The 23,429-nt window shown below is 50.1% G+C and carries 21 protein-coding genes; 15 read left to right on the top strand and 6 right to left on the bottom strand.

The window, feature by feature from the left end; translation table 11 throughout:
- Positions 1-12: 12 nt before the first annotated feature.
- The 7 genes from C2I18_RS01685 (at position 13) to C2I18_RS01655 (ending at position 7,459) form a co-directional block, all read left to right on the top strand.
- Entirely contained in the window at positions 13-531 is a 519-nt protein-coding gene (locus tag C2I18_RS01685; RefSeq protein WP_249899566.1) for a cell wall elongation regulator TseB-like domain-containing protein, read from the top strand.
- 575 nt (positions 532-1,106) lie between these two features.
- The gene (locus C2I18_RS01680; protein WP_249899565.1) at positions 1,107-1,649 is read left to right on the top strand and encodes a hypothetical protein; all 543 of its coding nucleotides are present in this window, start codon (positions 1,107-1,109) and stop codon (positions 1,647-1,649) included.
- A complete protein-coding gene (locus C2I18_RS01675; protein WP_249899564.1) occupies positions 1,642-3,144 on the top strand; it encodes an AAA family ATPase in 1,503 nt (500 codons plus the stop codon). Before C2I18_RS01680 ends, C2I18_RS01675 begins: the two co-directional genes overlap by 8 nt.
- Before the next feature lie 132 nt (positions 3,145-3,276).
- Complete coding sequence (locus C2I18_RS01670; protein WP_249899563.1) at positions 3,277-4,149, top strand: 3-hydroxyacyl-CoA dehydrogenase family protein; 873 nt, start codon at positions 3,277-3,279, stop codon at positions 4,147-4,149.
- A complete protein-coding gene (locus tag C2I18_RS01665; RefSeq protein WP_249899562.1) occupies positions 4,146-5,354 on the top strand; it encodes an acetate/propionate family kinase in 1,209 nt (402 codons plus the stop codon). The genes C2I18_RS01670 and C2I18_RS01665 overlap by 4 nt, the downstream gene beginning before the upstream one ends.
- A 20-nt stretch (positions 5,355-5,374) precedes the next feature.
- A complete protein-coding gene (asnS, locus tag C2I18_RS01660) occupies positions 5,375-6,670 on the top strand; it encodes an asparagine--tRNA ligase (RefSeq protein ID WP_249899561.1) in 1,296 nt (431 codons plus the stop codon).
- A gap of 21 nt (positions 6,671-6,691) precedes the next feature.
- A complete protein-coding gene (locus C2I18_RS01655) occupies positions 6,692-7,459 on the top strand; it encodes a DnaD domain protein (RefSeq protein WP_249899560.1) in 768 nt (255 codons plus the stop codon).
- Between the two features lie 993 nt (positions 7,460-8,452).
- Here the strand turns inward: C2I18_RS01655 and proC are convergent.
- The 3 genes from proC to proB all read right to left on the bottom strand — a co-directional run bounded on the left by proC (position 8,453) and on the right by proB (position 12,025).
- Positions 8,453-9,319, bottom strand: a complete 867-nt coding sequence (gene proC, locus C2I18_RS01650) for a pyrroline-5-carboxylate reductase (RefSeq protein ID WP_249899559.1) — start codon at positions 9,317-9,319, stop codon at positions 8,453-8,455.
- Positions 9,320-9,336: 17 nt separating this feature from the next.
- Positions 9,337-10,584 carry a glutamate-5-semialdehyde dehydrogenase gene (locus C2I18_RS01645; protein WP_249899558.1) on the bottom strand — a complete coding sequence of 416 codons (1,248 nt, stop codon included), beginning with the start codon at positions 10,582-10,584 and terminating at the stop codon, positions 9,337-9,339.
- Positions 10,585-10,921: 337 nt separating this feature from the next.
- Positions 10,922-12,025 carry a glutamate 5-kinase gene (proB, locus tag C2I18_RS01640; protein ID WP_249899557.1) on the bottom strand — a complete coding sequence of 368 codons (1,104 nt, stop codon included), beginning with the start codon at positions 12,023-12,025 and terminating at the stop codon, positions 10,922-10,924.
- A gap of 438 nt (positions 12,026-12,463) precedes the next feature.
- On the opposite strand from proB, the gene C2I18_RS01635 reads away from it, so the two are divergent.
- Positions 12,464-12,661 carry a hypothetical protein gene (locus tag C2I18_RS01635; RefSeq protein WP_249899556.1) on the top strand — a complete coding sequence of 66 codons (198 nt, stop codon included), beginning with the start codon at positions 12,464-12,466 and terminating at the stop codon, positions 12,659-12,661.
- A gap of 136 nt (positions 12,662-12,797) precedes the next feature.
- On the opposite strand, the gene C2I18_RS01630 is transcribed toward C2I18_RS01635, so the two are convergent.
- On the bottom strand, positions 12,798-13,709 hold the full coding sequence (locus tag C2I18_RS01630; protein WP_249899555.1) for a LysR family transcriptional regulator: 912 nt from the start codon (positions 13,707-13,709) through the stop codon (positions 12,798-12,800).
- 751 nt (positions 13,710-14,460) lie between these two features.
- Here C2I18_RS01630 and C2I18_RS01625 point away from each other — a divergent pair.
- Positions 14,461-15,381, top strand: coding sequence for an IS3 family transposase (locus C2I18_RS01625; protein WP_342760361.1), 921 nt, complete (start codon positions 14,461-14,463; stop codon positions 15,379-15,381).
- A gap of 279 nt (positions 15,382-15,660) precedes the next feature.
- Entirely contained in the window at positions 15,661-16,110 is a 450-nt protein-coding gene (locus C2I18_RS01620) for a hypothetical protein (RefSeq protein WP_249899554.1), read from the top strand.
- 65 nt (positions 16,111-16,175) lie between these two features.
- Here the strand turns inward: C2I18_RS01620 and C2I18_RS01615 are convergent, their stop codons facing one another.
- Positions 16,176-16,631 (bottom strand): hypothetical protein, encoded by a 456-nt coding sequence (locus C2I18_RS01615; protein WP_249899553.1) that lies wholly within the window; start codon positions 16,629-16,631, stop codon positions 16,176-16,178.
- 37 nt (positions 16,632-16,668) lie between these two features.
- Entirely contained in the window at positions 16,669-16,857 is a 189-nt protein-coding gene (locus tag C2I18_RS01610; RefSeq protein WP_249899552.1) for a hypothetical protein, read from the bottom strand.
- Between the two features lie 294 nt (positions 16,858-17,151).
- On the opposite strand from C2I18_RS01610, the gene leuC reads away from it, so the two are divergent.
- The 5 genes from leuC (at position 17,152) to C2I18_RS01585 (ending at position 23,380) form a co-directional block, all read left to right on the top strand.
- On the top strand, positions 17,152-18,576 hold the full coding sequence (gene leuC, locus C2I18_RS01605) for a 3-isopropylmalate dehydratase large subunit (protein WP_249899551.1): 1,425 nt from the start codon (positions 17,152-17,154) through the stop codon (positions 18,574-18,576).
- Positions 18,577-18,608: 32 nt separating this feature from the next.
- Positions 18,609-19,211 carry a 3-isopropylmalate dehydratase small subunit gene (gene leuD / locus C2I18_RS01600; RefSeq protein ID WP_249899550.1) on the top strand — a complete coding sequence of 201 codons (603 nt, stop codon included), beginning with the start codon at positions 18,609-18,611 and terminating at the stop codon, positions 19,209-19,211.
- A gap of 189 nt (positions 19,212-19,400) precedes the next feature.
- Positions 19,401-20,954 (top strand): N-acetylmuramoyl-L-alanine amidase family protein, encoded by a 1,554-nt coding sequence (locus tag C2I18_RS01595; RefSeq protein ID WP_249899549.1) that lies wholly within the window; start codon positions 19,401-19,403, stop codon positions 20,952-20,954.
- A 163-nt stretch (positions 20,955-21,117) separates the two neighbouring features.
- Positions 21,118-22,557: an N-acetylmuramoyl-L-alanine amidase family protein gene (locus C2I18_RS01590; protein WP_249899548.1), complete on the top strand. Its 1,440-nt coding sequence runs from the start codon at positions 21,118-21,120 to the stop codon at positions 22,555-22,557.
- Between the two features lie 112 nt (positions 22,558-22,669).
- Positions 22,670-23,380: a GerMN domain-containing protein gene (locus C2I18_RS01585; RefSeq protein ID WP_249899547.1), complete on the top strand. Its 711-nt coding sequence runs from the start codon at positions 22,670-22,672 to the stop codon at positions 23,378-23,380.
- Positions 23,381-23,429 lie beyond the last annotated feature (49 nt).

The following is a 23,429-nucleotide window of genomic DNA, read 5'->3' as shown; positions in this document are numbered from 1 at the left end:
AGGGAGCTGCACTTGAAGAAGAGGAGAAAATGGCTTCTGCTTGGCATAGCCCTGTTTCTGCTCCTGCTGTTCGGATTAAGCCAGTTCTATGCCTATATCATGAAGGACCAGTGGAATGAACGCAGTAAAGCTGAGGAAGTCGCCATGAACCAGGCAGGCTTGACTGATATTACTGAAGCGAAGAAGTCCGTCTGGGACGAAAACGCGATTTACTGGGTGGTTACAGGCCAGAACGGTGCGGGGACGGAAATGATGGTCTGGGTGCGTTTTACTACGGAAGGCGAGCCTGCAGGAGGCGTAAATGATATTTATGCGGCGGAAGTTGCGGGCGGAACGTCGGAAGAACAGATCCGTACGGCCCTAGCGGCCGAGCTGCCGGGAGTTGAGATCAAACGGCTGTTGCCGGGAGTCTATAACGGGGAATATGCGTGGCAGGTGTTTTACAGGGATAAAGAGCGGTATTACTACAAATTCTACCGCTTTGCTGACGGGGCAGCCATCGGGGAAGGGTACAGCTTACCGAACAGCTAAAAGTTAGGGCGTTACTAGAATGTACAGCAGGGGGCGGGAAGACGGCCGCCTGCTGTTTTTATGCTGATTTAAGGGCATTAATGCCATAACGGGGGGGGGATTGAACTGCATTATTTTACAGTCTATCTGATGTGCTTGGCTGCCGGGCTCCTGATGATTTGGTCGGGAAAAAGAAACGGGCGCAAAGGAGTCAAGTTTCAGGGATTCGCCCTGGTGTCTTTCTTGTTAGCACTGCCTGTCTTAGCCTTTAGTGCCGGTCTGCTCACCGCTTTGAGTGATTGATGTACATAAAGTATAGCATTAGATATATACCGAAAAGACATGGTGAGAGCTTAATCATCCATGTCTTTTTGCCGATATAGAGGAGAAGACGGTTTGTCAACCCAAAAATTAGTATCAAAAATTTTAAATATTTTCACAATTATATTATAAATCGTATATACACCTGTGATATACTACTATTTGTATTAAGACATGCTTAAGAGCATGTCAGTCTCGGAAGAGCGCTAGACACGCTGTTTGGTTTAACATAAATATAGTAATAATGCTGTTCATCATTGAGAGGAGGACGTTCATTGAAACTTCGTCTTGTACCTGTACTGCTGACGTCTTTGTTGTCTGCTGCACTGTTGTTCGGGGGCTGGTATGCTTACCGCCAGTTTGCTGTACAGGAGCCGCTGCAGAAAATTGTATCATCCTATGAAGGAGTTAATGATTCACATATAACTATTAACCGCAACCAGGTCACTTTGAAACTTGATCTTGCACCAGGCACCAAATTGAAAGAGCTCGTGCAGTACGTGAACCTGGAAGGAAAGTCGGCTATTGGCGGCCGTTCACTTAAGCTGGATGTGACTCAGAAATCGAATGATCTGCTGGATGAGTATTGGGATAAGGCCATGTTCTCTGTTGCAGAAGCGATGGAAGGCCGCAAGTATACACTTATACCTACTGAGCTTGATGGACTGAAAGAGCAGTATCCGGAATATCAGAATGTGATAGCAACCACTGAAATTGATGACAATAATGTATACGTAAGCCTGAGCAATGGCACTGACAGCAAATTTATTATTTTACCGCGTACTGCGGCAACGTTAGGAGCGTGGACCAATGCCTAAGTATTGGAAAGAAGTGCTCATCGGTTTTGCGCCCGTCATGCTGATTTTTATGGCATTTGTGGGGATTAATATTTTTCCGGTGATTATCGCTGCAGGGATGGTTGGCGCTTTGCTTGTGCTGGCTCATCTGCGCGGCGGACTGGCTGTTAACGCAGGGGCTGACAAGAAACGCAAGAAGAACGGTCCGGCCAAGCTTACCTTTGAAGAAATCGGCGGTCAGGATAATGCCAAGCAGGAGCTGCGTGAAGCGCTGGATTTTCTGATCCGGCATGAGGAAATCAGCAAATTCGGCATTCGTCCGCTTAAAGGGATCCTGCTTACAGGCCCTCCGGGGACAGGGAAGACGCTGATGGCCAAAGCTGCGGCACATTATACCAATTCTGTGTTCGTTGCGGCATCTGGCAGTGAGTTTGTAGAAATGTATGTGGGTGTCGGTGCAGGCCGCATCCGTGATTTGTTCAAGGATGCCCGCAACCGTGCTGTCAAAGAGAACAAGCAAAGCGCAATTATTTTTATTGATGAAATTGATGTTATCGGCGGTAAACGTGAAGGCGGACAGCAGCGCGAGTATGATCAGACCCTGAATCAGCTGCTGACCGAGATGGACGGGATTTATAACAATGATACGCCGCGCATCCTGCTGGTTGCAGCCACGAACCGTAAGGAAATGCTGGATTCGGCGCTGCTGCGTCCGGGACGTTTTGACCGTCATATTCAGGTGGACATGCCTGACAAGAAAGGCCGCAAATCGATCCTTGATCTGCATGCCAAAAATAAACCGCTGCATCCTGATGTCAACCTGGACAAGATTGCCGAGGAGGCTTACAATTTTTCCGGCGCCCAGCTTGAAAGTGTGATGAATGAAGCTGCGATTTACATGATGCGCGAGAATCTGACCCAGGTTGAGCACCGGCATCTGGCAATGGCAATTGACAAAGTAATGATGGGTGAAAAGACAGACCGCGAAACAAATCAGGAAGAGAAGAAACGGGTTGCCATCCACGAGCTTGGACATGCCATTATGGCAGAGCTGCTGCGTCCTGGCAGTGTCAGCCAGGTAACGCTTACGCCCCGCGGGCAGGCACTGGGCTATGTGCGTCATAACCCGCAGGCTGAGCAGTATCTTTACACCAAGGATTATCTTGAAGACCAGATTATGATTGCGCTGGGCGGAGCCGCTTCAGAAGAGATTTTCTACGGCGGACGGAGTACCGGTTCACGCGGTGACTTTGACCAGGCGCTGAACATTGTGGAAACGATGATGAAGTCAGGTCTTACCTCACTCGGAATCGCCAATCTCCAGATGGTTACAACAGAAGAGCTTATGAAGGAAAACAGCAAAATTCTTGACGAGCTGATGATCCGTACCCGGGAAATGCTTGAGAACCAGCGGCATGTATTTGATTACTGTCTTGACATTTTAATGAAAGAAGAAGTACTCTCTGGAGAGCAATTTCGTTGTCAATTTCGTGACAGCGTTCGTTTACCGGCATAATTCTTTATGCCGGTTATTTTTTTTTACTTTTCAGACATGCTAAGATATTATTATATGTCGGGCTACTTATTTTTTACGACAGACAAGGTACAATACAAAAGTATAGATACCTGAAAGGATGGAGACTTTTTTATGAATTTTAAAAAAATCGGTGTCATCGGCGGTGGCACAATGGGTCAAGGGATTGCTGAAATGCTGGCAGCCAAAGGCCTGGAAGTATTACTGGTGGAGAAAACTTCAGAAAGACTGGACTACTCTTACGACATGATCGAGACAAATCTCGACAAACAGCTCGAGAAATGGGCGATCACCCAGGCAGAGAAGAAGCTGATTCTGGGCCGTATCCAAAAAGTGACACATTTTGCCGAGCTCAGCTCCTGCGATATGGTCATCGAGACCATTACCGAGGATCTGGAAGCCAAGCAGAAAGTATTCAACCAGCTTGATCAAGTATGCCCAAGCCATATTATTCTGGCCAGCAACACGTCAACGCTCAGCTTGACTGAACTTGCCAGCTCTACAATGTATCCTGAACGCGTAATCGGCATGCATTTTATACATCCAGTAGGCAAGGTGGATCTGGTCGAGATTGTACGCGGCCTGAAAACATCCGACACCACTTTTGAAGATACCAAGGCTTTTGTGGACGAGATCGTTGAGAAAAAAGGCGTAATGATTTATGAATCTCCGGGATTTGTAACTTCACGTCTTATTTGTCTCTTCATCAACGAGGCTATGCATGTGCTCCAGGAAGGCGTTGCTTCCCCTGAAGATATTGACGATGCAATGCGCATCGGGTACCAGTTCCAGTATGGACCGCTTGAAATGGCAGACCGCTTTGGTCTGGATTCCGTTCTTGCCGCTCTGGAGAACATGTTCCGTGAATACGGTGAACTGAAGTACCGTCCATCCACTATCCTCAAAAAGATGGTGCGTGCGGGACAACTGGGAATGAAATCAGGCGAAGGCTTCTTCAAGTATGACAAGGATGGTGACCGGGTATGAAAGTATTAGTAATTAACGCAGGAAGTTCTTCTTTGAAATATCAGCTGTATGACATGACGGATGAATCCGTATTGGCCAAAGGTCTTGTAGAGCGGATTGGAATGGACTCCTCCATTCTGAACCACAAACCGACAGGCAAACAGGAAGTGACAGAAGTCAGCGAAATTCTGGAACACACCACAGCCATCCGCAAAGTTCTGGCCAGCCTGACTGACAAAGAACACGGCGTGATTGAATCCATCGATGAGATCAATGCTGTAGGCCACCGCGTGGTGCATGGCGGAGAGAGCTTTAAGGAATCGGCGCTTGTAAATGCTGAAGCCAAGTCTGAAATCCGCCGCCTGTTCGACCTGGCTCCGCTGCATAACCCTGCTGCGCTGCTCGGTATTCTTGCTGCCGAAAGCAATATGCCAGGTGTGCCGCAGACTGTTATTTTTGATACTGCATTCCACCAGACGATGCCGGAGAAGGCATACCTGTATGCAATTCCCAGAGTGCTGTACAGCAAATACAAGATCCGCCGTTATGGTTTCCACGGAACTTCCCATGATTATGTGAGCAAAGCAGCTGCAGAATTTGTCGGACGTCCCCTTGAAGAACTGAAAATCATCACTTGCCACATTGGTAACGGTGCAAGTCTGACGGCCGTCGACGGTGGTGTATCCGTAGATACGTCCATGGGTATGACCCCGCTGGAAGGTCTGATGATGGGTACGCGCAGCGGTGATATCGACCCTGCCATCGTTCCTTATGTCATGAACAAGGAAGAATTGACTCACGGCGAAGTCAGCTCCATGCTTAACAAACACAGCGGCATGCTGGCTATTTCCGGTATCAGCAGCGATATGCGTGAGATTATCGACGGATACGAAAAAGGCGAGCCCAATGCTTCCCTGGCCTTTGAAATGTATGAATACCGTCTCCGCAAATATATCGGAGCGTATGCGGCAGCACTGAACGGTGCGGACATTATCGTCTTTACTGCAGGTGTAGGCGAGAATGCTTCGCTGCTGCGTGAAAAAGTACTGAACAACCTTACTTACCTTGGCATTGAGCTTGATGCTGAAGCCAACAAAGTCCGCTCGGGTGATCCGCGCCGTATCTCTACTGCCGATTCCAAGGTACAGGTGCTCGTGGTTCCGACGAACGAAGAGCTGGTTATTGCGCGCGATACCTACCGTATTGTGCAAGGAATTAACGGTTAATTAGAGGAGAGATTTCAGGCATGGCTAACAAGAGTGTAATCAAACGCGTGAGCGAGCATGTGGGAGAAACTGTGGTCATCGGCTGTTGGGTGAACAACAAACGCTCCAGCGGCAAAATCCAGTTCCTGCAACTTCGTGATGGTACAGGCTATATTCAGGGCGTTGTAGTGAAGTCTGAAGTGCCTGAGCAGGTCTGGAATGATGCCAAGAGCCTCACCCAGGAGAGCTCATTGTACGTGACAGGTATTATCCGTGAGGAGCCCCGCAGCCAATCTGGCTACGAGATGACAGTTACCGGGATTGAAGTGCTGCATATTACCGAGAACTACCCGATTACTCCGAAGGAGCATGGTGTAGACTTCCTGATGGATCACCGTCATCTGTGGCTGCGTTCCGCGAAGCAGCGGGCTGTTCTGGTGATCCGTGCGGAGATTATCCGTGCGATCCAGCAGTATTTTAATGAGAACGGCTTTACTAAGGTGGATCCGCCAATCCTGACGCCTACATCGGCTGAAGGAACAACGAATCTGTTCCACACCAAATATTTTGAAGAGGATGCCTACCTGACCCAAAGCGGACAGCTGTACATGGAAGCTGCTGCTATGGCGCTCGGACGGGTGTATTCCTTTGGTCCGACTTTCCGCGCCGAGAAATCGAAGACCCGCCGCCACTTGATCGAGTTCTGGATGATCGAACCGGAGATGGCCTTTACGGATCACGAGGAAAGCCTGCGCGTGCAGGAGGAATTCATCAGCTTTATCGTACAATCCGTTGTAACGAACTGCCGGGCAGAGCTTGAGGCTGTAGGTCGTGATGTCTCCAAGCTGGAGAACATCAAAGCACCGTTCCCGCGCATTACTTATGATGATGCCATCAAGTTCCTGAATGATAACGGCCATGAAATTGCCTGGGGAGACGACTTCGGCGCACCGCATGAAACTGCGATTGCTGAAGCACACGACAAACCGGTATTCATCACGCATTATCCGGCTTCCTTCAAGGCATTCTACATGAAGCCGGATCCTGAACGTCCTGAAGTGGTGCTCTGCGCCGATATGATCGCTCCGGAAGGTTATGGGGAGATTATCGGCGGCTCACAGCGGATTGACGATCCTGCGCTGCTGGAAGAACGCTTCAAGGAACACAATCTGTCGATGGATTCCTATAAGTGGTATATGGATCTGCGGACTTATGGTACTGTGCCGCATTCCGGCTTCGGGCTTGGACTTGAGCGCACAGTAGCCTGGATCTGCGGTCTGGACCATGTACGGGAGACGATACCGTTCCCTCGTACGCTGTACCGTCTCTACCCGTAATGAAATAAAGGGGGCTGGAGTATGGACGGCAAAGAATGGAATGCCTGGGGCCGGGGAGTGTCTTACGGTCTCCAGAACGGGATGGCCGTCATTCCTTACGCGCTCCTGAAGTATTACCGCAAGCTGAATCTGAGCGGAAGTGAAGCCATGCTGCTGATCCACCTGCTGTCTTTCCGGCAGGTGGAAGGCATTGACTTTCCTTCCCTCGAAGAATTGCAGGCTGTCACGGGGCGCAGCATATCTGTCATAGCAGGAGAACTGCAGAAGCTCATGAAAGAAGGTTACCTCAGCATCGACGGCGATAATGACGAGCTGAGAGATATTCATTATGAGCGCTACAACTTTTCCGGTCTGTATGACAAGCTGGGTGCCTATCTTGCCGGGCTGGCCCAGGAAGACTCACAGAACAAGCTGCAGGGCAGTTCGCCGTCTTCCCGGGCTGAGCACCGGTATTCCGGTGCTGCGGAGCGGGTGGACAGCTTCGGGCCAGGTTCAGGCCCGTCGTCTGCAGCTGGGCCTGAAGAGGAAGTCCGCAGCCTGTTCAGTATCTTTGAGAAGGAATTTGGACGTCCGCTTTCCCCGATGGAATGTGAGACCATATCCGGCTGGGTGGATCAGGACCGCTATCCAGAGGAGCTGATTCTGCTTGCCCTGAAGGAATCGGTGTTTGCCGGAAAAGTGCATTTCCGCTACATCGACCGGATTCTGCTGGAATGGGCCCGTAACCGGGTTAAGAATGCCCAGGATGTGAAGAACTACACGCAGAGATTCCGCAATGGCGGAAGATAGCTATACTGCACTTGAAAGACCTGTTGTCTTGGCTTCAGCCGAGTACAGCAGGTCTTTTGCTTTTACCGTGGCAGCGTGATGATGATAGGGGCGACTTGCCGCAGATGCTGTGCTGCCGGCTATTGTTCATTAAGGTCTATGGATGTCGGGGCTCACCAATAAGGAGGAGGAACGTGCTGGAGCCGCACCGGCTTAACGCTTTTTCACGGCCGGACTGATAAGTTGTTTAAATGCAAAAAAGCAGAGGTGCGAGGTGAGTTGAGGTGCTGAGGTGTTGAAGTGCTGAGGTGTTGAAGTGCTAAGGTGTTAAGGTGAGTTGAGGTGTTGGGGTGGTTGGGATGCTGAGGTGAGTTGGGGGGATGTTTAGGTGCTGCTAAGGTGCTGATGTGCGGGGTGCTGCTAAGGTGCTGCTAAGGTGCGGATGTGAGAGGTGCTGCTGAGGTGCTGCTAAGGTGCGGATGTGAGAGGTGCTGCTAAGGTGCTGATGTACGAGGTGGTGCTAAGGTGCTGAAATGTTATAATGCTGAAATGCTAAGATGCCGGGATGTTGAAATGCCGTATGGTGCGTTTCTGGCTTTTCTGTATGTGCGGGGATATGACAACAAGTGCACCAAGCTGCGGGGACGAAGAAATAAGAGGATTTTGTCCCTCTAAATTCAGGATTTTCGAGTAAATCTGACGATTAGTTGGAATGACTCCACTTACATCGGGGCCAAAACGCCTATATTGGCAAATTCAGCGAAATTAAATGGAGATTTTCCTGCTAGCAATGTAATTAAAGTGTTTGGAGGAAGATTAGATGGAGAAAATCCAATTAGTTGTACAGCTGAAGGAGGAAGGAGGGGGATGGAGGGGGAATCGATGGTTCAGGCCGGGCAGGCCGCGAAAAAAATATAGACAAGAAAAGAAACAAAAACCCGCAGAATGACTTCCCGTCAGGGAAGTATTTGCGGGCTTACTGATGATGACGTGTGAATAATGACAATAAATGAATCAGGACAATTCTTTCTCAAGCGCAGAACCCATCTCGCGGGAACGCTCGGCACAGCGGTTCACTGCAGCTATTACGGACTCGAAGAAATCAGCTTTCTCCAGTACCTCGATGGCAGCCTGGGTGGAGCCGTTAGGCGAGGTTACCTTTTTGCGGAGTGCTGCCGGTTCTTCTCCGGTCTGCTGTACCATGCGGGCTGCCCCCAGGACAGTCTGTACGGTAAGCTCAGCGCTTTGCTGAGACGACAGTCCGCCGCGGATGCCAGCTGCAATCATCGCTTCCATCATGTAATAAATATAAGCCGGGCCGCTGCCGGATATTCCGGTCAACGTCTCCATCCGTTCCTCATCAATCACCGACGTTAAGCCCACAGCTTCGAACATATTCAGTGCAGTCCGGCGGCTTTCTTCAGTTACTTGCTTGGAAAAAGCGATCCCGGTCGCTCCCAGTCCTATGGAACTGGAGGTGTTCGGCATGGTGCGGACAACCGGCTGCGGAGTTCCGAGCAGGCCCTGCATGGTACGGATCGTCAGTCCGGCGATCACCGAAATCACCAGCTGGTCCGGGGAAAGCAGCGGCCCCAGGCTGCGGAGCGCTTCAGCGGCATCCTTTGGCTTCATAGCAAGGACAATAACCGGTGCATTCCGCAGGTGATCATTCTTTTGTTCCGGATCATTACAGCCGACAACACCATACCGGCTGCGCAGCTCGGCAAGCCGCTCACTGCTGCTGCGGTTGAGCATGACGATATTTCCTGAATCCACTACATTACGGTTAATCATACCCCGCACGATGGCTTCTGCCATCGAGCCTGCACCATAAAAAACGATTTTATGATCAATAAGCGGTTTTGCCGGTTGCTGACACATAACTATAATTCCCCCTGCTAACCCCGGATTTGTCCGGAGCCGTAAATTTTGTACTTGCTTGAAGTGAGTGCAGGCAGGCCCATAGGACCGCGTGCATGCAGCTTCTGGGTGCTGATGCCGATTTCGGCGCCGAAGCCGAATTCAAACCCGTCTGTGAAACGTGTGGAGGCATTGTGATACACAGCTGCGGCATCAACTTCCTGCAGGAAGCGCGCTGCTTGCCCGGAATCTTCGGTTACAATACACTCGGAGTGCTTGGTGCCGAATTCCGCAATATGCTGCAGTGCTTCATCCAAACCGCTGACCACACGGATATTGAGAATATAGTCGTTATATTCAGTGGCAAAATCCTCAGTGGTTGCAGGCTGTGCCCAAGGCACAAGGGCAACGGTCCCGGAGCAGCCGCGCAGCTCGACATTTGCTTCGCGGAATGCTTCCGCTAAAGACAGCAGGTGCTGAGCAGCGTATTCACGGTGAACAAGCAGGGTCTCCATGGCATTACACACGGACGGACGCTGGGCTTTGGCATTGAGGCTAATCCGCTCTGCCATTTCCGGCTTCGCGCTGGCGTCGAGATAAGTATGGCATATGCCTGCCCCTGTTTCAATTACAGGTACAGTCGCGTTCATCACCACATTCTGGATCAGGGAGCTGCCGCCGCGCGGAATGATGACATCCAGCAGACCGTTAAGCTTGAGCATTTCATCTACGGAGGAGCGGTTGGGATCTTCGATCAGCTGCAGGGCAGCTGCAGGAATAGCAGTTCCTGAAAGAGCGGCATGAAGCACTTCAACGATCTTGCGGTTGGAGGACAGGGCAGAGGAGCCGCCCCGGAGAACAACGGCATTGCCTGTCTTCAGACACAAGCCTGCAGCATCTACAGTTACGTTCGGGCGGGCTTCATATATAATTCCGATGACACCGAGCGGTACGCGCACTTTTTCAATCGTAAGACCGTTCGGGCGCTCAATCGTTTCCAGACTGTCGCCAACCGGATCAGGGAGCACGGCAATCTGGCGGAGCCCTTCGGCGATTCCTTCAATCCGGCTGACATCCAGCGCCAGCCTGTCGAGCAGCGACTCAGGAGTCCCGGCCTGGCGGCCGCGCTCCAGATCTTCTCTGTTGGCAGCGATAATCTGTTCGGCTTCATTACGGAGGGCTTCGGCCATAATAAGCAGCGCTTCATTCTTTTGGCCCGTGGTCAGGCTGGCCAGCACACCCGTTGTTTCCTTGGCTAATCCCGCTTTGTTTACAACTTCACTCATAACCGTTCCTCCTAAAAGTAGTGATATTAAATTCCCTGAAATAAGCTCAGCTTGGCCTGTAACAAAGATAATGCAGGTGGATAACTGCATTTCTTACAACTAAAAGTAATGAAAATAACCATATTTTCGTAATAGCTGCATTTGGTACATTTAAAATTGGCTATTATCCATCAAAAGTGGATTTTTGCTGAAAATAGATGTAAGGAGTGCAGTTATACACGAAATGAGCTCTGTTAGGGCATTATTAGTTGCACATAATACAATTAGAGCCCTGCAAAAATCAGAAATGTGTAAAATATCAGCTCAGCACAGCCCAGCAGAATCCACTTTAGGCTGTTTACCGCAAAGTAATCCATTCATCCCGGTGGATAACCTCCAGCCTATGGACCTCTCCAAGCTTCGGCACGATCTCGCGGGTGGGCAGGCCCTGAATGCTGCGCAGCTGGGAGTCATCATAATTGACGATGCCCCGTCCAAGCAGCCTGGCGTCCGGTCCCAGCACCTCAACAACATCTCCGGAATGGAAGCTGCCTTCAATTCTTTTGACCCCTACGGGAAGCAGACTGTGGCCGCCATGGAGCAGCGCCTCTACAGCGCCTTCATCCACATAGAGGGAGCCGAGGGGAGTGGACATGAAGCCGAGCCACTGTTTTTTGACCGGTAAGGAAGATAAGGTGGTTGCAAAATAAGTCCCTTTGCCGTTACCGGCTGCTGCCAGCTGCAGATCGCCCGGCTCAAAGGCTCTGCCGATAAATACCGGCACGCCTCCGCGGGTAGCGATTTTGGCGGCATCGATTTTGGAGCGCATCCCGCCCGTGCCTACACTGGAGCCTGCGCCGCCGGCGATGGCATAAATCTCTGGCGTGATTTCCTCCACGAGCTGATAACGGACAGCATCAGGGTATTTGCGCGGATCGCCGCTGTACAGGCCGTCCATATCGGTCAGCACAAGCAGGCGGGATGCTTTCAGGAGATTGGCGACCAGGGCGGACAGCGTATCATTATCACCGAATTTCAGCTCATCAACCGACACCGTGTCGTTCTCATTGAAGACAGGAACGGCGCCCTGCCGGAGCAGCTCTTCCACCGTCATCATGGCATTGTTCATCGCCCGCCGGCTGCAGAAATCAGTCCGGGTCAGCAGAATCTGGGCAGTAGGTATTCCGTGATTTGCAAAAGCCTCCTGATATGCCTGCATCAGCATAACCTGCCCTACGGCAGCGGCCGCCTGCTTCTCATGCAGCAGCTTTGGCCGGGAGGCATAGCCGATTCCGCGGAATCCTGCAGCCACCGCCCCGGAGGTTACAAGCAGGACTTCGCAGCCGTCTGCACGCAGCGCAGCGATTTCGGAAGCGAAGAAGGCTACAGCCTCACGGTTCAATCCGCCTTCCGGACCGCTCAGCGAGCTGCTGCCGATTTTGACTACAATTCTTCCCGTCATCTGTTCTCACTCCCTTATAGATTACTTTATGTAAGCCTGAAAATGACAAAAAGCCCCCATCCTAAGACTTAGCAAAGGACGAAAGCTTGGTTAACTTCCGCGGTACCACCTTCATTGATGAGGGTTCATCCGACTTCATTCTCATAACGGGAGTATCCGTCCTGCTGGGCAGGCCGCTCGGGGGTAGGATTCAGAATTGGCAACCGCGGTAGATTCTCTCAGCCTTCCGGAATCTACTCTCTGCTCACGGATAAAGACAATTTCTTACTGGTCCCGTCTTCACGTTTCACTATTGTCATTTAGAATAACATGGGGAAGTGCGGTTTGCAAAGAGAGAAAACGCTAATATTTTTTGGAATATACGGGCTGGAAAATGGTGTTTATCCTCCAGGGGAACGGGTAAAGTACTTATAACCTGTTACTAGGAGGTGCATTCCAATGAGTAAAGACAACAATGTCCAGCAGGAACAGAACCAGAACATCCAAGAGACAGCAGAATTCCAGAACCAGGCGATGCGCGATTTTGTAGAGGAAAAAGCCGGGGATAACCGGTCAAGAGGACCCGTAGACGATAGTACGTCACGGCTGTCCGATGATCAGAACCGTCTGATCAGCCAGCATAACCTGCGTAAATAGGAACAGAGCTCAACTTGAGCAGACCTGATGATAGAGAAGTGATCCGTACAAGCAGAACAATGCCCTTAGGTCTCCTGATAGGAGGCAAAAGGGCATTGTTTTGTTGTTGGACGATTGTAATTGTAACCGCAGAATGCTACTCCTCAGAAAGGGCGGCAACCGTGGTTTTAAACGTATCAATAAAAGCTTCGGCAGCCTTCGATAAGTAGCGTCCCCGGCGGTAGGCGATGACCAGAGTCCGGCTGGGCACGGGTTCAGCAAGCTGCAGGTATACAGGAACAAACTCACTGCGCGGCGCCCGCGCTATAAAGTGGGGGACAAGTGTAACACCCATGCCTGTAGCGACCAGCGACTGCACAGTCTCCATATTATTGCTCTCAAACACAATGCGCGGCTCAAAGCCGGCTTCCCGGCAGAGATCCATCGTCATTTTGCGGAAACCCTGGCCTTGCTTAAGTACAATAAACGGCTCGTCCTTCAGCTCATGAAGCGAGGTTCTGATGCCTTCCGCACCTCTGGCGGCAAAACGGTGCTCAGGCGGTACGGCCAGATCAATCCGTTCTTCTCCCAGCACCTCATAAGTAAGTGTAGGAATCTCCAGCGGAAGCGACAGCAGGCTGAGATCGGTCTGGCCGCTGGCTGTAAGCTTTTCCAGATTCATGGAGGAATCTTCGAGCAGCGTGATCTCCACATCGGCATATTTCCGTTTGAACACAGGCAGTACATGAGGAAGAAGGTGGGCTCCGGTGATCGGCATGCTGCCGACGACTACACTTCCGGTACGAAGCTGGGAAATATCCGACATTTCCTGGCGCAGCAGTTCCACGGCGTCAATAATGGCTCCGGCATGCTCCACGAACTTTTGGCCCGCATAGGTCAGCTCCACAGAGCTGGTATTGCGCTGAAACAGCATAACGCCGAGCTCCTTTTCCAGCTTGGACAGCTGCTGGCTAAGGGAGGGCTGGGCAATATGCAGCTTGTCCGCAGCCCGGGAGAAATTCCGCTCTGCCGCAATTTGCAGGGCATATTGCAGTTGTCTAAGTTCCATTGCACGACTCCTTAAATAGTTATCTTATAAGTATATCCTATAGAGTTATGTTTTTACATAGGCGGTTTGCTGTCCGGGAATTGAAGCTTATATTTCACTGGACAAGTGCTTCACGAAATGATGAATTTCAGAGCTTTGAGTGAGTTGTTTACGGGAGAGGATGTTTAGGTCGGGAATAGTGCAAGGGCGTAGAAGCTTACTTTTGCATAGGCGGCGGCTGGGCAGTAGCTAATAACGCCCGGAAGGCAGCCCAGATGTAGAACGGCAGATTCCGCCTCCGTACATAATCTCTGACATTTGGCAGTCGGCGCAAGAATTCTGCATCCGTCGGCGCGGACGCCGCGGTTGGTCAGCAAATAGGACTTAGTTTGCACGCCGGCCAAGCTGTGCCAGTGCAATGAGTGTGTGGGTGCGTTAGGCTGCTGGCGCGTCACTCAATGTCAAACGGACGATGCACTCGATATGCATCGTCCCCTTCCTCACGCTAACGGACACTGCGTCCGTTATTTGCCGAAAAACGCCCCGTTTCCACCGCTAACAGACCGTAGTTCCGTTATTCCGCCAAAAGTTGGATCGATGACGCTCTTTCGGATGATATAACGGACCTTGGGTCCGTTAGGATCCCAAAACACACCTCCAGCGCAAAATAATGGACCTGTGAATTAGACTAGTAAGTAGACACGGTAAATCTAACCTATGATAATAGAATAAACTCTAGAAGAGGTGGTAACCGTGGCAGAACGAAAGCGATATAACAAACAGTTCAAAGAAGAAAAGACCGGAGCTAAAGTTTCAGTTTATTGAGAAGCACCGCTCAACATTCCGGATTGAAAAGATGTGCAGCGTACTTGGTGTATCCCGAAGTGGGTATTACAAATGGCGGAGCACCCCTCCCAGTGACCGAAAAAAGCGCCGGGACCAGCTGGTAGAGCGTATTGAATACCACTTTCATGACAATGATGCGATTTATGGCAGCCCCAAAATCACTAGAAAATTGCACGAAGAAGGGTTTACCGTAAGTGAAAAAACAGTAGGCCGGCTTATGCGGGCACGGAATCTTCGCTCGCAAGCAATGGGGAAATTCAAAGTCCAAACAACGGATTCGAACCATGACTTCCCGATTGCTCCAAATTGGTTAAACCAACATTTCGATGTATGCACAAAACCTAACCAAGTCTGGGTCACCGAAATTACCTACATTCGTATCCGCCAAGGCACGGTTTATTTAGCGAGCGTTCTCGATTTATTTACGCGCAAGATTGTCGGCTGGCAGTTGGGAAACCGAATGAAAGTAGAGTTGATTTCTGACGCTCTAGACAAGGCTTATGAGGCCCAGAAACCGGACAAGGGAGTCATCCACCATTCGGACCGGGGAAGCCAGTATGCCTCTGTAGAGTACCGTAAGAAGTTAAAAGAGTACCGTATGATTCGCAGCATGAGCCGCCGGGGAAACTGCTACGATAATGCGTGCATTGAATCGTTCCACAGCATCCTTAAGCGAGAATTAATCCACCGTAGACCTCCCTTCCAGACTCAAAAGGAGGCTGAAAGCCATCTGTTTCGGTATATTGAGTTCTTTTACAACCGGAAACGAATACACAGTAAGCTAGGCTATCTCTCACCGGATCGCTTTGAGTCACAATATTACAGCAAGCTTAAACGTGCACATTGACCGTTTTACCGTGTCCACTTTATTGACTTAATCTCAAAAGATGGATAGACAGTGGAGTGGAGATTATAGTGGAGCGTCTGGAGCTGAATAAAGCATATGCGCGGTAGTCGCAAGCATCAAATCCTATTCATTCTCCTACTCAAATTCCGGTAAATGTCATTATTGGAAGTGTTGTAATTAATAGATATATAGGGTAATCTAATTTTATTACCATATATCTCCTAATGTGGGGATAAGGTGATGGTTTTACATATCAACACAAAATCGGAGGGAATGAAAATGAAAATGAAAAAGAGTTTTTTAGTTGCTACCGCAATAGTCGCTACAATGTCGTTGTCATCTGGTTCAGTCTTTGCTGCTGAACCTCCAGTACCAACTGCATCTGTAGTCTCAACTAATCCTGGTGGAATAACACCAATGACCGACTACGTAGCTATAGAGAATGCTAGTTTAAATAATGGTGGGAATTCTTGGACCCACCAAGCTGGATTCAATTATGGAAGAATATATGTTACCAATACATCATCCCAAACTTTAACAATGTATTTATCGTACAGATCATCATCTGGTAGCAAAATAAATATAGGAACATGGACAGTTAGTGGAAATGGCACTAAAACTATTACTACTACTAACGCAGGTGGACAGACTTTTTATTTAGATTATAATACACCTAATGGTACAGTAAGTGGAACAGTTAACGTACGAGCATCTGACGTACCTTTCTAACTCGAATTTCGTACCGAATAAATTAATGTTATAAAGAGAAGCGTGCTTAAAGAGATGTTCTGCAGTTACATTCGCACCAAATTAAATGATTTTGTGCGGATGTCCGGGCGTCCGTTCCTCAAATCAGGCCGGTTTTGGCCTTGACAGACGTTAAGCACCTCCGAGGGATCAATTCTCACAAGGGCTTTACCTAACAAAGAAGCGGTATGCTGGCAATGCCCTGGTGGCGTTATGCGGCATACCGTTTTCATTTTCCCGAGCGTTTGCGAATTTGCATTTTTGAGGTAAAGTAAATCATTGAAAAAACTCAAAAATGTAAAGTGGATGATTCCTCCGGTTGCAAAAATCCTGATATTTAGCGGAATGGTTGCGAAGATCATTTTACATGCAGGGGAATGTCTCTTGGTGTCGAATTTGGTTACCTCAATAGCAACGATTTTTCCGGTGCGTCCGCCGTATCCACTGGGATGCCCCTCTTTTATACGAACCCGTGCATCAGGATTCAACTCTTCGCATTTCATATATATCTACCTCCAGGAAAATTTTCCTTCGCTATCATCATAAGGATTGCGACTTGGTTTTTATCAGAGCAGACTCTGCTGCAGCCAGCAATACCTTACAATCCTCTGCTGCCTTGTCGCCTTCCCATCTCTTTATGTCCTTCTGAAGACCTTCAATGTAGATCTGTAGCGCCCATTCAATTGCAAACTTTTCTCTTCCGGTCAATTCTGTACTTTCTTCAGGCATTTATATGTCCCGCTCCTTTCATATAAAATGATCCGTCCCCATGGGGACAAAGTGGGGACGAAATGTAAAATTTCTGGTCCCAACCACCCATAAGTGAGCCTAAGTACAAATATTACAAACCCTTATGTAGCGCGGCATTTCCTAATTTACCCCAACATAGCTTATAGGCTCAGACTATCACATCTATAGAAATCATATCTTGGAATTATAAACAGCAGGATGTTATATTTAGATCATTCAAGAGAGACTCCACGCTCTCTTCCAATGAACGATTCTACTAATGAGGTGAAATCAATGGGCAACAAGACAATGTTTGAGAAAATTTGGGATAATCACGTAATTCATCAAGAGGAAGGCAAACCGAGCATCATTTATATCGATCTGCATCTGGTACATGAGGTTACTTCCCCGCAGGCTTTTGAAGGTCTTCGTCTGAGTGGCCGCAAGGTGCGCCGTCCGGAGCTTACTTTTGCAACCATGGACCACAACGTTCCAACCAAGGACCGTTTCAATATTACGGACCCTATCTCCAAGCAGCAGATTGACACCCTGTCGCAGAACTGCCGTGATTTCGGAGTCAGACTGTTTGACCTGAATGACATTGACCAAGGGGTCGTGCACGTAATGGGCCCTGAAATCGGCCTGACCCATCCCGGCAAAACAATTGTCTGCGGCGACAGCCATACCTCCACACATGGCGCTTTCGGCGCACTGGCGTTCGGGATCGGAACCAGTGAAGTTGAACACGTACTGGCTACACAGTGCCTGCAGCAGTCCAAAGCCAAGACGATGGAAGTGCGTTTTACAGGCAAACGTAATCCGGGCGTAACTGCAAAGGATATGATCCTCGGCGTTATTGCCAAATACGGTACAGACTTTGCTACAGGATATGTTATTGAATATACAGGTGAGGCTATCCGCGAGCTGTCGATGGAAGAGCGCATGACAGTCTGCAACATGTCGATCGAAGGCGGAGCGAGAGCAGGACTGATCGCGCCGGATGAAATTACATTTGAATATCTGCGCGGACGTGAGTACGTGCCTCAAGGCGCAGCCTACGATGCTGCCGTTGAGTCTTGGAAGAACCTCGTAAGTGACGAAGGTGCCGAGTACGATACCGTTGTCGAGTTCGATGTGGAAACCCTGATTCCTCAGGTAACCTGGGGCACCAGCCCGGGTATGGGTACCGATATTAATTCCAGCGTACCGAATCCGGCTGACTTCACCACTGAAAATGAACGCAAGGCTGCTGAAAAAGCGCTTGAATATATGGATTTGACACCAGGCACGCCGATGTCGGAAATTGATATTGATTATGTGTTCATCGGTTCCTGCACCAACGGACGGATTGAGGATCTGCGGGCAGCGGCTCAGGTAGCCAGAGGCCACAAGGTATCCGATAAAGTTACGGCAATTGTCGTACCGGGCTCCGGACGTGTGAAAATGCAGGCTGAAAAGGAAGGTCTCGATAAAGTATTCACTGAAGCGGGCTTTGAATGGCGCGAGGCGGGCTGCAGTATGTGCCTGGCGATGAACCCGGATGTTCTCCAGCCCGGACAGCGCTGCGCATCGACTTCGAACCGGAACTTTGAAGGACGCCAGGGACGCGGCGGACGCACGCACCTCGTATCTCCGGCAATGGCGGCTGCGGCTGCAATCAAGGGACGCTTTACCGACGTCCGTGACTGGAACTACAAGACTGAAGCCGTCAACGCATAGAATATTTTGAGAGAGAGCGGGAGGAAATAACAATGGAAGCATTCAAGAAATTAACAGGAATTGTTGCTCCGGTGGACCGGGTCAATGTGGATACAGATGCAATTATTCCAAAACAGTTTTTGAAACGGATTGAGCGGACAGGGTTCGGACAGTTTCTGTTCTATGAATGGCGTTTTGACGAAGCAGGGAATGATAACCCTGGCTTTGAGATGAATAAACCCCGCTACCAGGGAGCATCGGTGCTGATCTCGCGCGCCAACTTTGGCTGCGGCTCATCCCGTGAACACGCGCCTTGGGCGATTATGGACTATGGCTTCAGAGTCGTTATTGCTCCGTCCTATGCGGATATTTTCTACAATAACTGCTTTAAGAACGGCATTCTGCCGATCAAGCTGTCCGAAGAGCAGGTGGATGATCTGTTCAACCGTACGGCTGAGCATGAGGGCTACAGCCTGACTGTTGACCTGGAGAACAACAAGGTCAGCGATGACTACGGACTCAGCATCAGCTTTGATCTGGATGAGCACCGCCGGCAGTTCCTGCTGCAGGGGCTGGATGACATCGGGCTTACGCTTCAGCATGCGGATGAAATTGCCGCCTATGAAGAGCGCCACGCCGCGAAGCTGTTCGCTTAATTCGCCTGCCAGAGTTACCTGGCTGACAGAATTTACACAAAACTTCTATTTCCGGGTGTCGGAAATAGAAGTTTTTTTGCTATAATCGAGATATTCATTGCCTTTGCAGGCAACATTTGGAGATTGCTGTCGTCTTAATCTTATCTGGGTTTCTATGAGTCTATCAATTTGCCAAAAGGAGAGGAAAGGATGAGAAGAGCCGGACAACGGGTGTTATTTCTTTTGCTGCTGCCACTGCTACTGCTATCATTCGCCGGCCATGGTACTGCCGCTGCCGCAAACGGTGCGGGCAGAATTATTATGGACAACCAGGAGATTGCACTGCCCAAGGGGGTAAGCCTCGAAAATGTTAATGGAAGCGTTATGATTCCGATACGCGTTGTTGTGGAGAATCTGGGGTTTGAGGTGCTCTGGGAGCAGCAGTCGCGTAAAGTAACCGTCCAGCAGGACGGAAAGATTGTACAGCTTGCAGTAGGCAGCAAGACGGCGGAGGCCGACGGGGTGTCGCTGGCCCTGAACGCTGCACCCAAACAAAACGGCGGAACGGTACTGGTCCCCATCCGCTTCGTCAGCGAGCAGTTTGGACTGAAGGTGGGCTGGGATAACACAGACAAGACAGTTTATCTTACAGGAGGTTATACAGGCGGAACAGAAACTTCCGCAGATCCTCTGCCATCTGCTGTTCCGGTGCCTGCACCTGTCCAGCCCCCGGTTCCTTCCGCAGTTCCGGATAATACTGCAGAAGGTGCTGTACCGTCTTCGTCACCGGTACCAGGTACGGGAGGCACAGCCCAGGGCTCACCGCTAGTAATGGGCGCTGTATTCAGTGAGAACAAGCTCATTGTAGCCACGGCAGGCGGAGTTAAGCCGGCAGTCCAGAAGATGAGTAATCCGGACCGGATTGTGGTTGATTTCCAAGGGGCGGCTTTTGCTCCTGAGTTCGGAAGCAGCCTTACAGGAGCATCCGCAGGCGGCAGCCCGCAGGGCAAGCTCGATACAAGCGGATACCCGCTCGTCTCTGAGATCAGGTACGCGCTGTTCAGCGTTAATCCTTCCACCGTTAGGTTTGTTATCCAGACCTCCCGGAACCAGCCTTATCAGCTGACTTCTGATGATGCCACTGGCCTGGTGACCATTGATTTGAATGTTACCAATTCAGGCGGGGATGTGAACCCGGGAACGGGATCCGGCGGCAGGCCGCTGGTTGTTCTGGATGCCGGACATGGGGGAACCGAGCCCGGGGCGGTAAGTCTTACCGGCAGGCTGGAAAAGGAATTTAACCTTGCGGTCGTGCTGAAGGCAGGCGAACTGTTAAAAAGGGATAACAAGATAGATGTGGTTTATACACGTACAGCAGATACAACAATCGGTCTTCAGGGCCGGGTAAAGGTAGCAGAAGCAGCAGGTGCCAGCCTCTTTATCTCGGTGCATGGTAACTCATTGCCGGCTACATATCCGAACAGGGAGAAGATTAATGGCAGTGAAACTTATTATTCCAGAAGTGAAAGCCTGCCGCTCGCACAGATCATGCACAAACACCTGGTCGCCGGAACCGGCTTTGCAGACAGAGGTGTCCGAACCAAAAGTCTGCATGTCACCAGAGAAACGAGTATGCCCGCAGTCCTGCTGGAAGCAGGATATCTCACGAATTCTGGGAACGAAACGGCAATGTACAGCCAACAGCTCCAAGACAGCATTGCCAGAGAGATTGTTGCCGGAATCTATGAATATCTTGGAATTTAGAGTATTGGGAAGGAACCTGGAGGATAACGGAGTTGTCTAACTATGGTAAATTCATCGCAACTTTTAAGTAATTACGGCGTCTAATTAATGTCGAAGGTTGTCAGTCGCCGGGTCATCAAGAACGCCGTCCCTTGGCGGAATACTAGATTCTTAGAGGTGAAGAATGAAGAAATTTGCTTTTACACTGTTGCTGCTGTTATTCGTGCTGGTTATACCAGAACATGGACAAGCTGCTGCCGGAACCAACAAGATTTTTCTTGACGGCAGGGAGCTGACTGCGGGACAGGACGTTCCGGTGGAGAACGTCAATAACTCTGTTATGGTGCCCCTGAGAATGATCGCCGAGAACCTTGGTTACAAGGTGGACTGGAATCAGAAGAGCAAGACGGTTACGATTGAACAGCAAGGCAAGACGATCAAGCTGATTGTGGACCAGACGGCGGCGTCTGTCGATGACAAGACCGTCATACTTCAGACAGCTCCCCTGCTGCGCGGAGGTACGACACTGGTGCCGATAAGGTTCATCGGTGAGCAGTTTGGTTTAACAGTTACTTGGGACAACGTCCAGAAGATTGTAAACCTTATTACCCCGGAAGCTGCAGGAAATAACACGGGAAATGATGGAAACGCCGGTGACGGCGGGACAAGCGTTGTAGTTCCTCCCAGTGAGACAACAAACGGTTTGGCGATGGTAAATGGCCTGAGCTTTAACGAAAACCGTCTGACGATTGCGATGGACGGAAGTTCTGTGCCGAAGGTGTCGAAGATAACCGGACCTGACCGGATTGTCATTGATCTGCCGAATGCTACATTTTCCGACTTGTTCGGGACAGGGCAGGTGCTGGATCCTAATCTGAACGGCAGTCTTGCCGTGACGGATTATCCGGATGTCTCAGGCATACGGTACTCGCTGTACAGTACAAGCCCTTATACCGTAAGATTTGTAATTGACTTGAATCATGCCAAAAATTACAGTGTAGAGGTAACCGGAGACAGCTCAAAGCTGGTTGTGATTGACCTGAATGCCCAGAGCACCGAGGATACGGCTACATTGCCCGGCAACAACGGCCGGAAGCTGGTAGTTCTGGATGCCGGTCATGGAGCCAAGGACTCCGGGGCGGTAGGTGTTACAGGGAAATATGAGAAAAATTTCAATCTGGCCATTGTACTTAAAGCTGCAGAGCTGCTGAAGAAGGAGAACAATATCGACGTCGTGCTGACCCGCAGCGATGATACTTTTCTTGAACTGAAGGACCGCGCAGCAATGGCTAATAATCTCAAGGCGGATTTATTTATTTCGGTTCACGCCAACAGCAGCGGATCATCCGCAGCAAGCGGCACAGAGACCTACTATCAGCGTGCAGACAGCAAGGCATTTGCGAACGTGATGCACAAATACCTTGTACAGGCTACCGGACTTAGTGACCGCGGGGTAAGATACGGCAACTTCCATGTTATCCGTGAAACTACAATGCCTGCAGTACTGCTGGAGGCAGGTTATCTCAGCAACAAAAAGGATGAGTCGCAATTGTTCACGGAATCTCTGCAGAACAAAGTGGCAGAATCAATTGTAAAAGGAATCAAAGAATACCTCGGTTTATAAAAGCAGCCAAGCGGCAGATAAGAGCCGCAAAGCCGGTTAGGCGGTCAGTACTCAAGACCAGTCAGGCTTTGCAGCCTTGTCTGCCCGTATTCATCTAGAGGGGGTAATGTTCATGAATAAAAAACTGACATATGCAGGTGTTTCTGCGCTTCTTCTGCTGGTGATATCCGGTTGCGGCGACAAGCCGACGGCAGCACCGGCTGAAGCAGCCACCGGAACAGACGCTAACGCAGTCGTTAGCGGGGCCGGAGGCAACAACACTAATAGCAACACTGATAATAGCACCAACAACAGCGAGAGCACCGGGAACAGCAATAACAGCAGCAATAACAGCGGCAGCAATGCACCTGCCGCAACACAAGCTCCTGCGGCAACTGAAGCTCCTCCCGCAGCAACGGACAAACCGGCTGCACCGGAGAAGCAAAGCCGGAGCATCACTGCGTATTATACAGATCCGCAGCAGATGGACCTGGTTCCCGGCAATGCTACTATTGAATTTTCCAACGATACTGAGAAGTACAATGAAGTCTTCAAATCCCTGCAGAACAGCGGAAGTGAGGATCTTGTTCCTCTCTGGGGCGACATGGAGCTGAAATCCCTGAAGTTTACAGACGGACAGGTGCTGATAGATATCCATAAGCCTATTGAAGCCCAGCTCGGTGCCGGCGGTGAAGCTATGGCGATCAGTGCCATTGCCCAAACCTTTTTCCAGTTTGAAGAGGTGAAGTCAATAGATATTCTGCTGGACGGAGAGCAAGTGGAAAGCCTGATGGGGCACGTGGATCTTGAGCATCCGATGACCCGGGAGAACAGCGGATTATAAGCTTAACAGCAAGGGGAAAGTTTCATCCGCGTAATTTGTTATCATACCA

Source organism: Paenibacillus sp. PK3_47 (assembly GCF_023520895.1).
Lineage (GTDB): Bacteria > Bacillota > Bacilli > Paenibacillales > Paenibacillaceae > Paenibacillus_AQ.
Note: the sequence above shows the minus strand (reverse complement) of the source record. Positions and strands in the feature narration are given on the sequence as shown.

Coding starts and splice junctions, on each gene's coding strand:
- C2I18_RS01665 (WP_249899562.1), top strand. CDS start 4,146: ATGAAAGTATTAGTAATTAACGCAGGAAGTTCTTCTTTGAAATATCAG.
- C2I18_RS01585 (WP_249899547.1), top strand. CDS start 22,670: ATGAATAAAAAACTGACATATGCAGGTGTTTCTGCGCTTCTTCTGCTG.
- C2I18_RS01675 (WP_249899564.1), top strand. CDS start 1,642: ATGCCTAAGTATTGGAAAGAAGTGCTCATCGGTTTTGCGCCCGTCATG.
- leuD (WP_249899550.1), top strand. CDS start 18,609: ATGGAAGCATTCAAGAAATTAACAGGAATTGTTGCTCCGGTGGACCGG.
- leuC (WP_249899551.1), top strand. CDS start 17,152: ATGGGCAACAAGACAATGTTTGAGAAAATTTGGGATAATCACGTAATT.
- C2I18_RS01630 (WP_249899555.1), bottom strand. CDS start 13,709: ATGGAACTTAGACAACTGCAATATGCCCTGCAAATTGCGGCAGAGCGG.
- proB (WP_249899557.1), bottom strand. CDS start 12,025: ATGACGGGAAGAATTGTAGTCAAAATCGGCAGCAGCTCGCTGAGCGGT.
- C2I18_RS01610 (WP_249899552.1), bottom strand. CDS start 16,857: ATGCCTGAAGAAAGTACAGAATTGACCGGAAGAGAAAAGTTTGCAATT.
- asnS (WP_249899561.1), top strand. CDS start 5,375: ATGGCTAACAAGAGTGTAATCAAACGCGTGAGCGAGCATGTGGGAGAA.
- proC (WP_249899559.1), bottom strand. CDS start 9,319: ATGTGTCAGCAACCGGCAAAACCGCTTATTGATCATAAAATCGTTTTT.
- C2I18_RS01615 (WP_249899553.1), bottom strand. CDS start 16,631: ATGAAATGCGAAGAGTTGAATCCTGATGCACGGGTTCGTATAAAAGAG.
- C2I18_RS01620 (WP_249899554.1), top strand. CDS start 15,661: ATGAAAATGAAAAAGAGTTTTTTAGTTGCTACCGCAATAGTCGCTACA.
- C2I18_RS01590 (WP_249899548.1), top strand. CDS start 21,118: ATGAAGAAATTTGCTTTTACACTGTTGCTGCTGTTATTCGTGCTGGTT.
- C2I18_RS01595 (WP_249899549.1), top strand. CDS start 19,401: ATGAGAAGAGCCGGACAACGGGTGTTATTTCTTTTGCTGCTGCCACTG.
- C2I18_RS01670 (WP_249899563.1), top strand. CDS start 3,277: ATGAATTTTAAAAAAATCGGTGTCATCGGCGGTGGCACAATGGGTCAA.
- C2I18_RS01655 (WP_249899560.1), top strand. CDS start 6,692: ATGGACGGCAAAGAATGGAATGCCTGGGGCCGGGGAGTGTCTTACGGT.
- C2I18_RS01645 (WP_249899558.1), bottom strand. CDS start 10,584: ATGAGTGAAGTTGTAAACAAAGCGGGATTAGCCAAGGAAACAACGGGT.
- C2I18_RS01635 (WP_249899556.1), top strand. CDS start 12,464: ATGAGTAAAGACAACAATGTCCAGCAGGAACAGAACCAGAACATCCAA.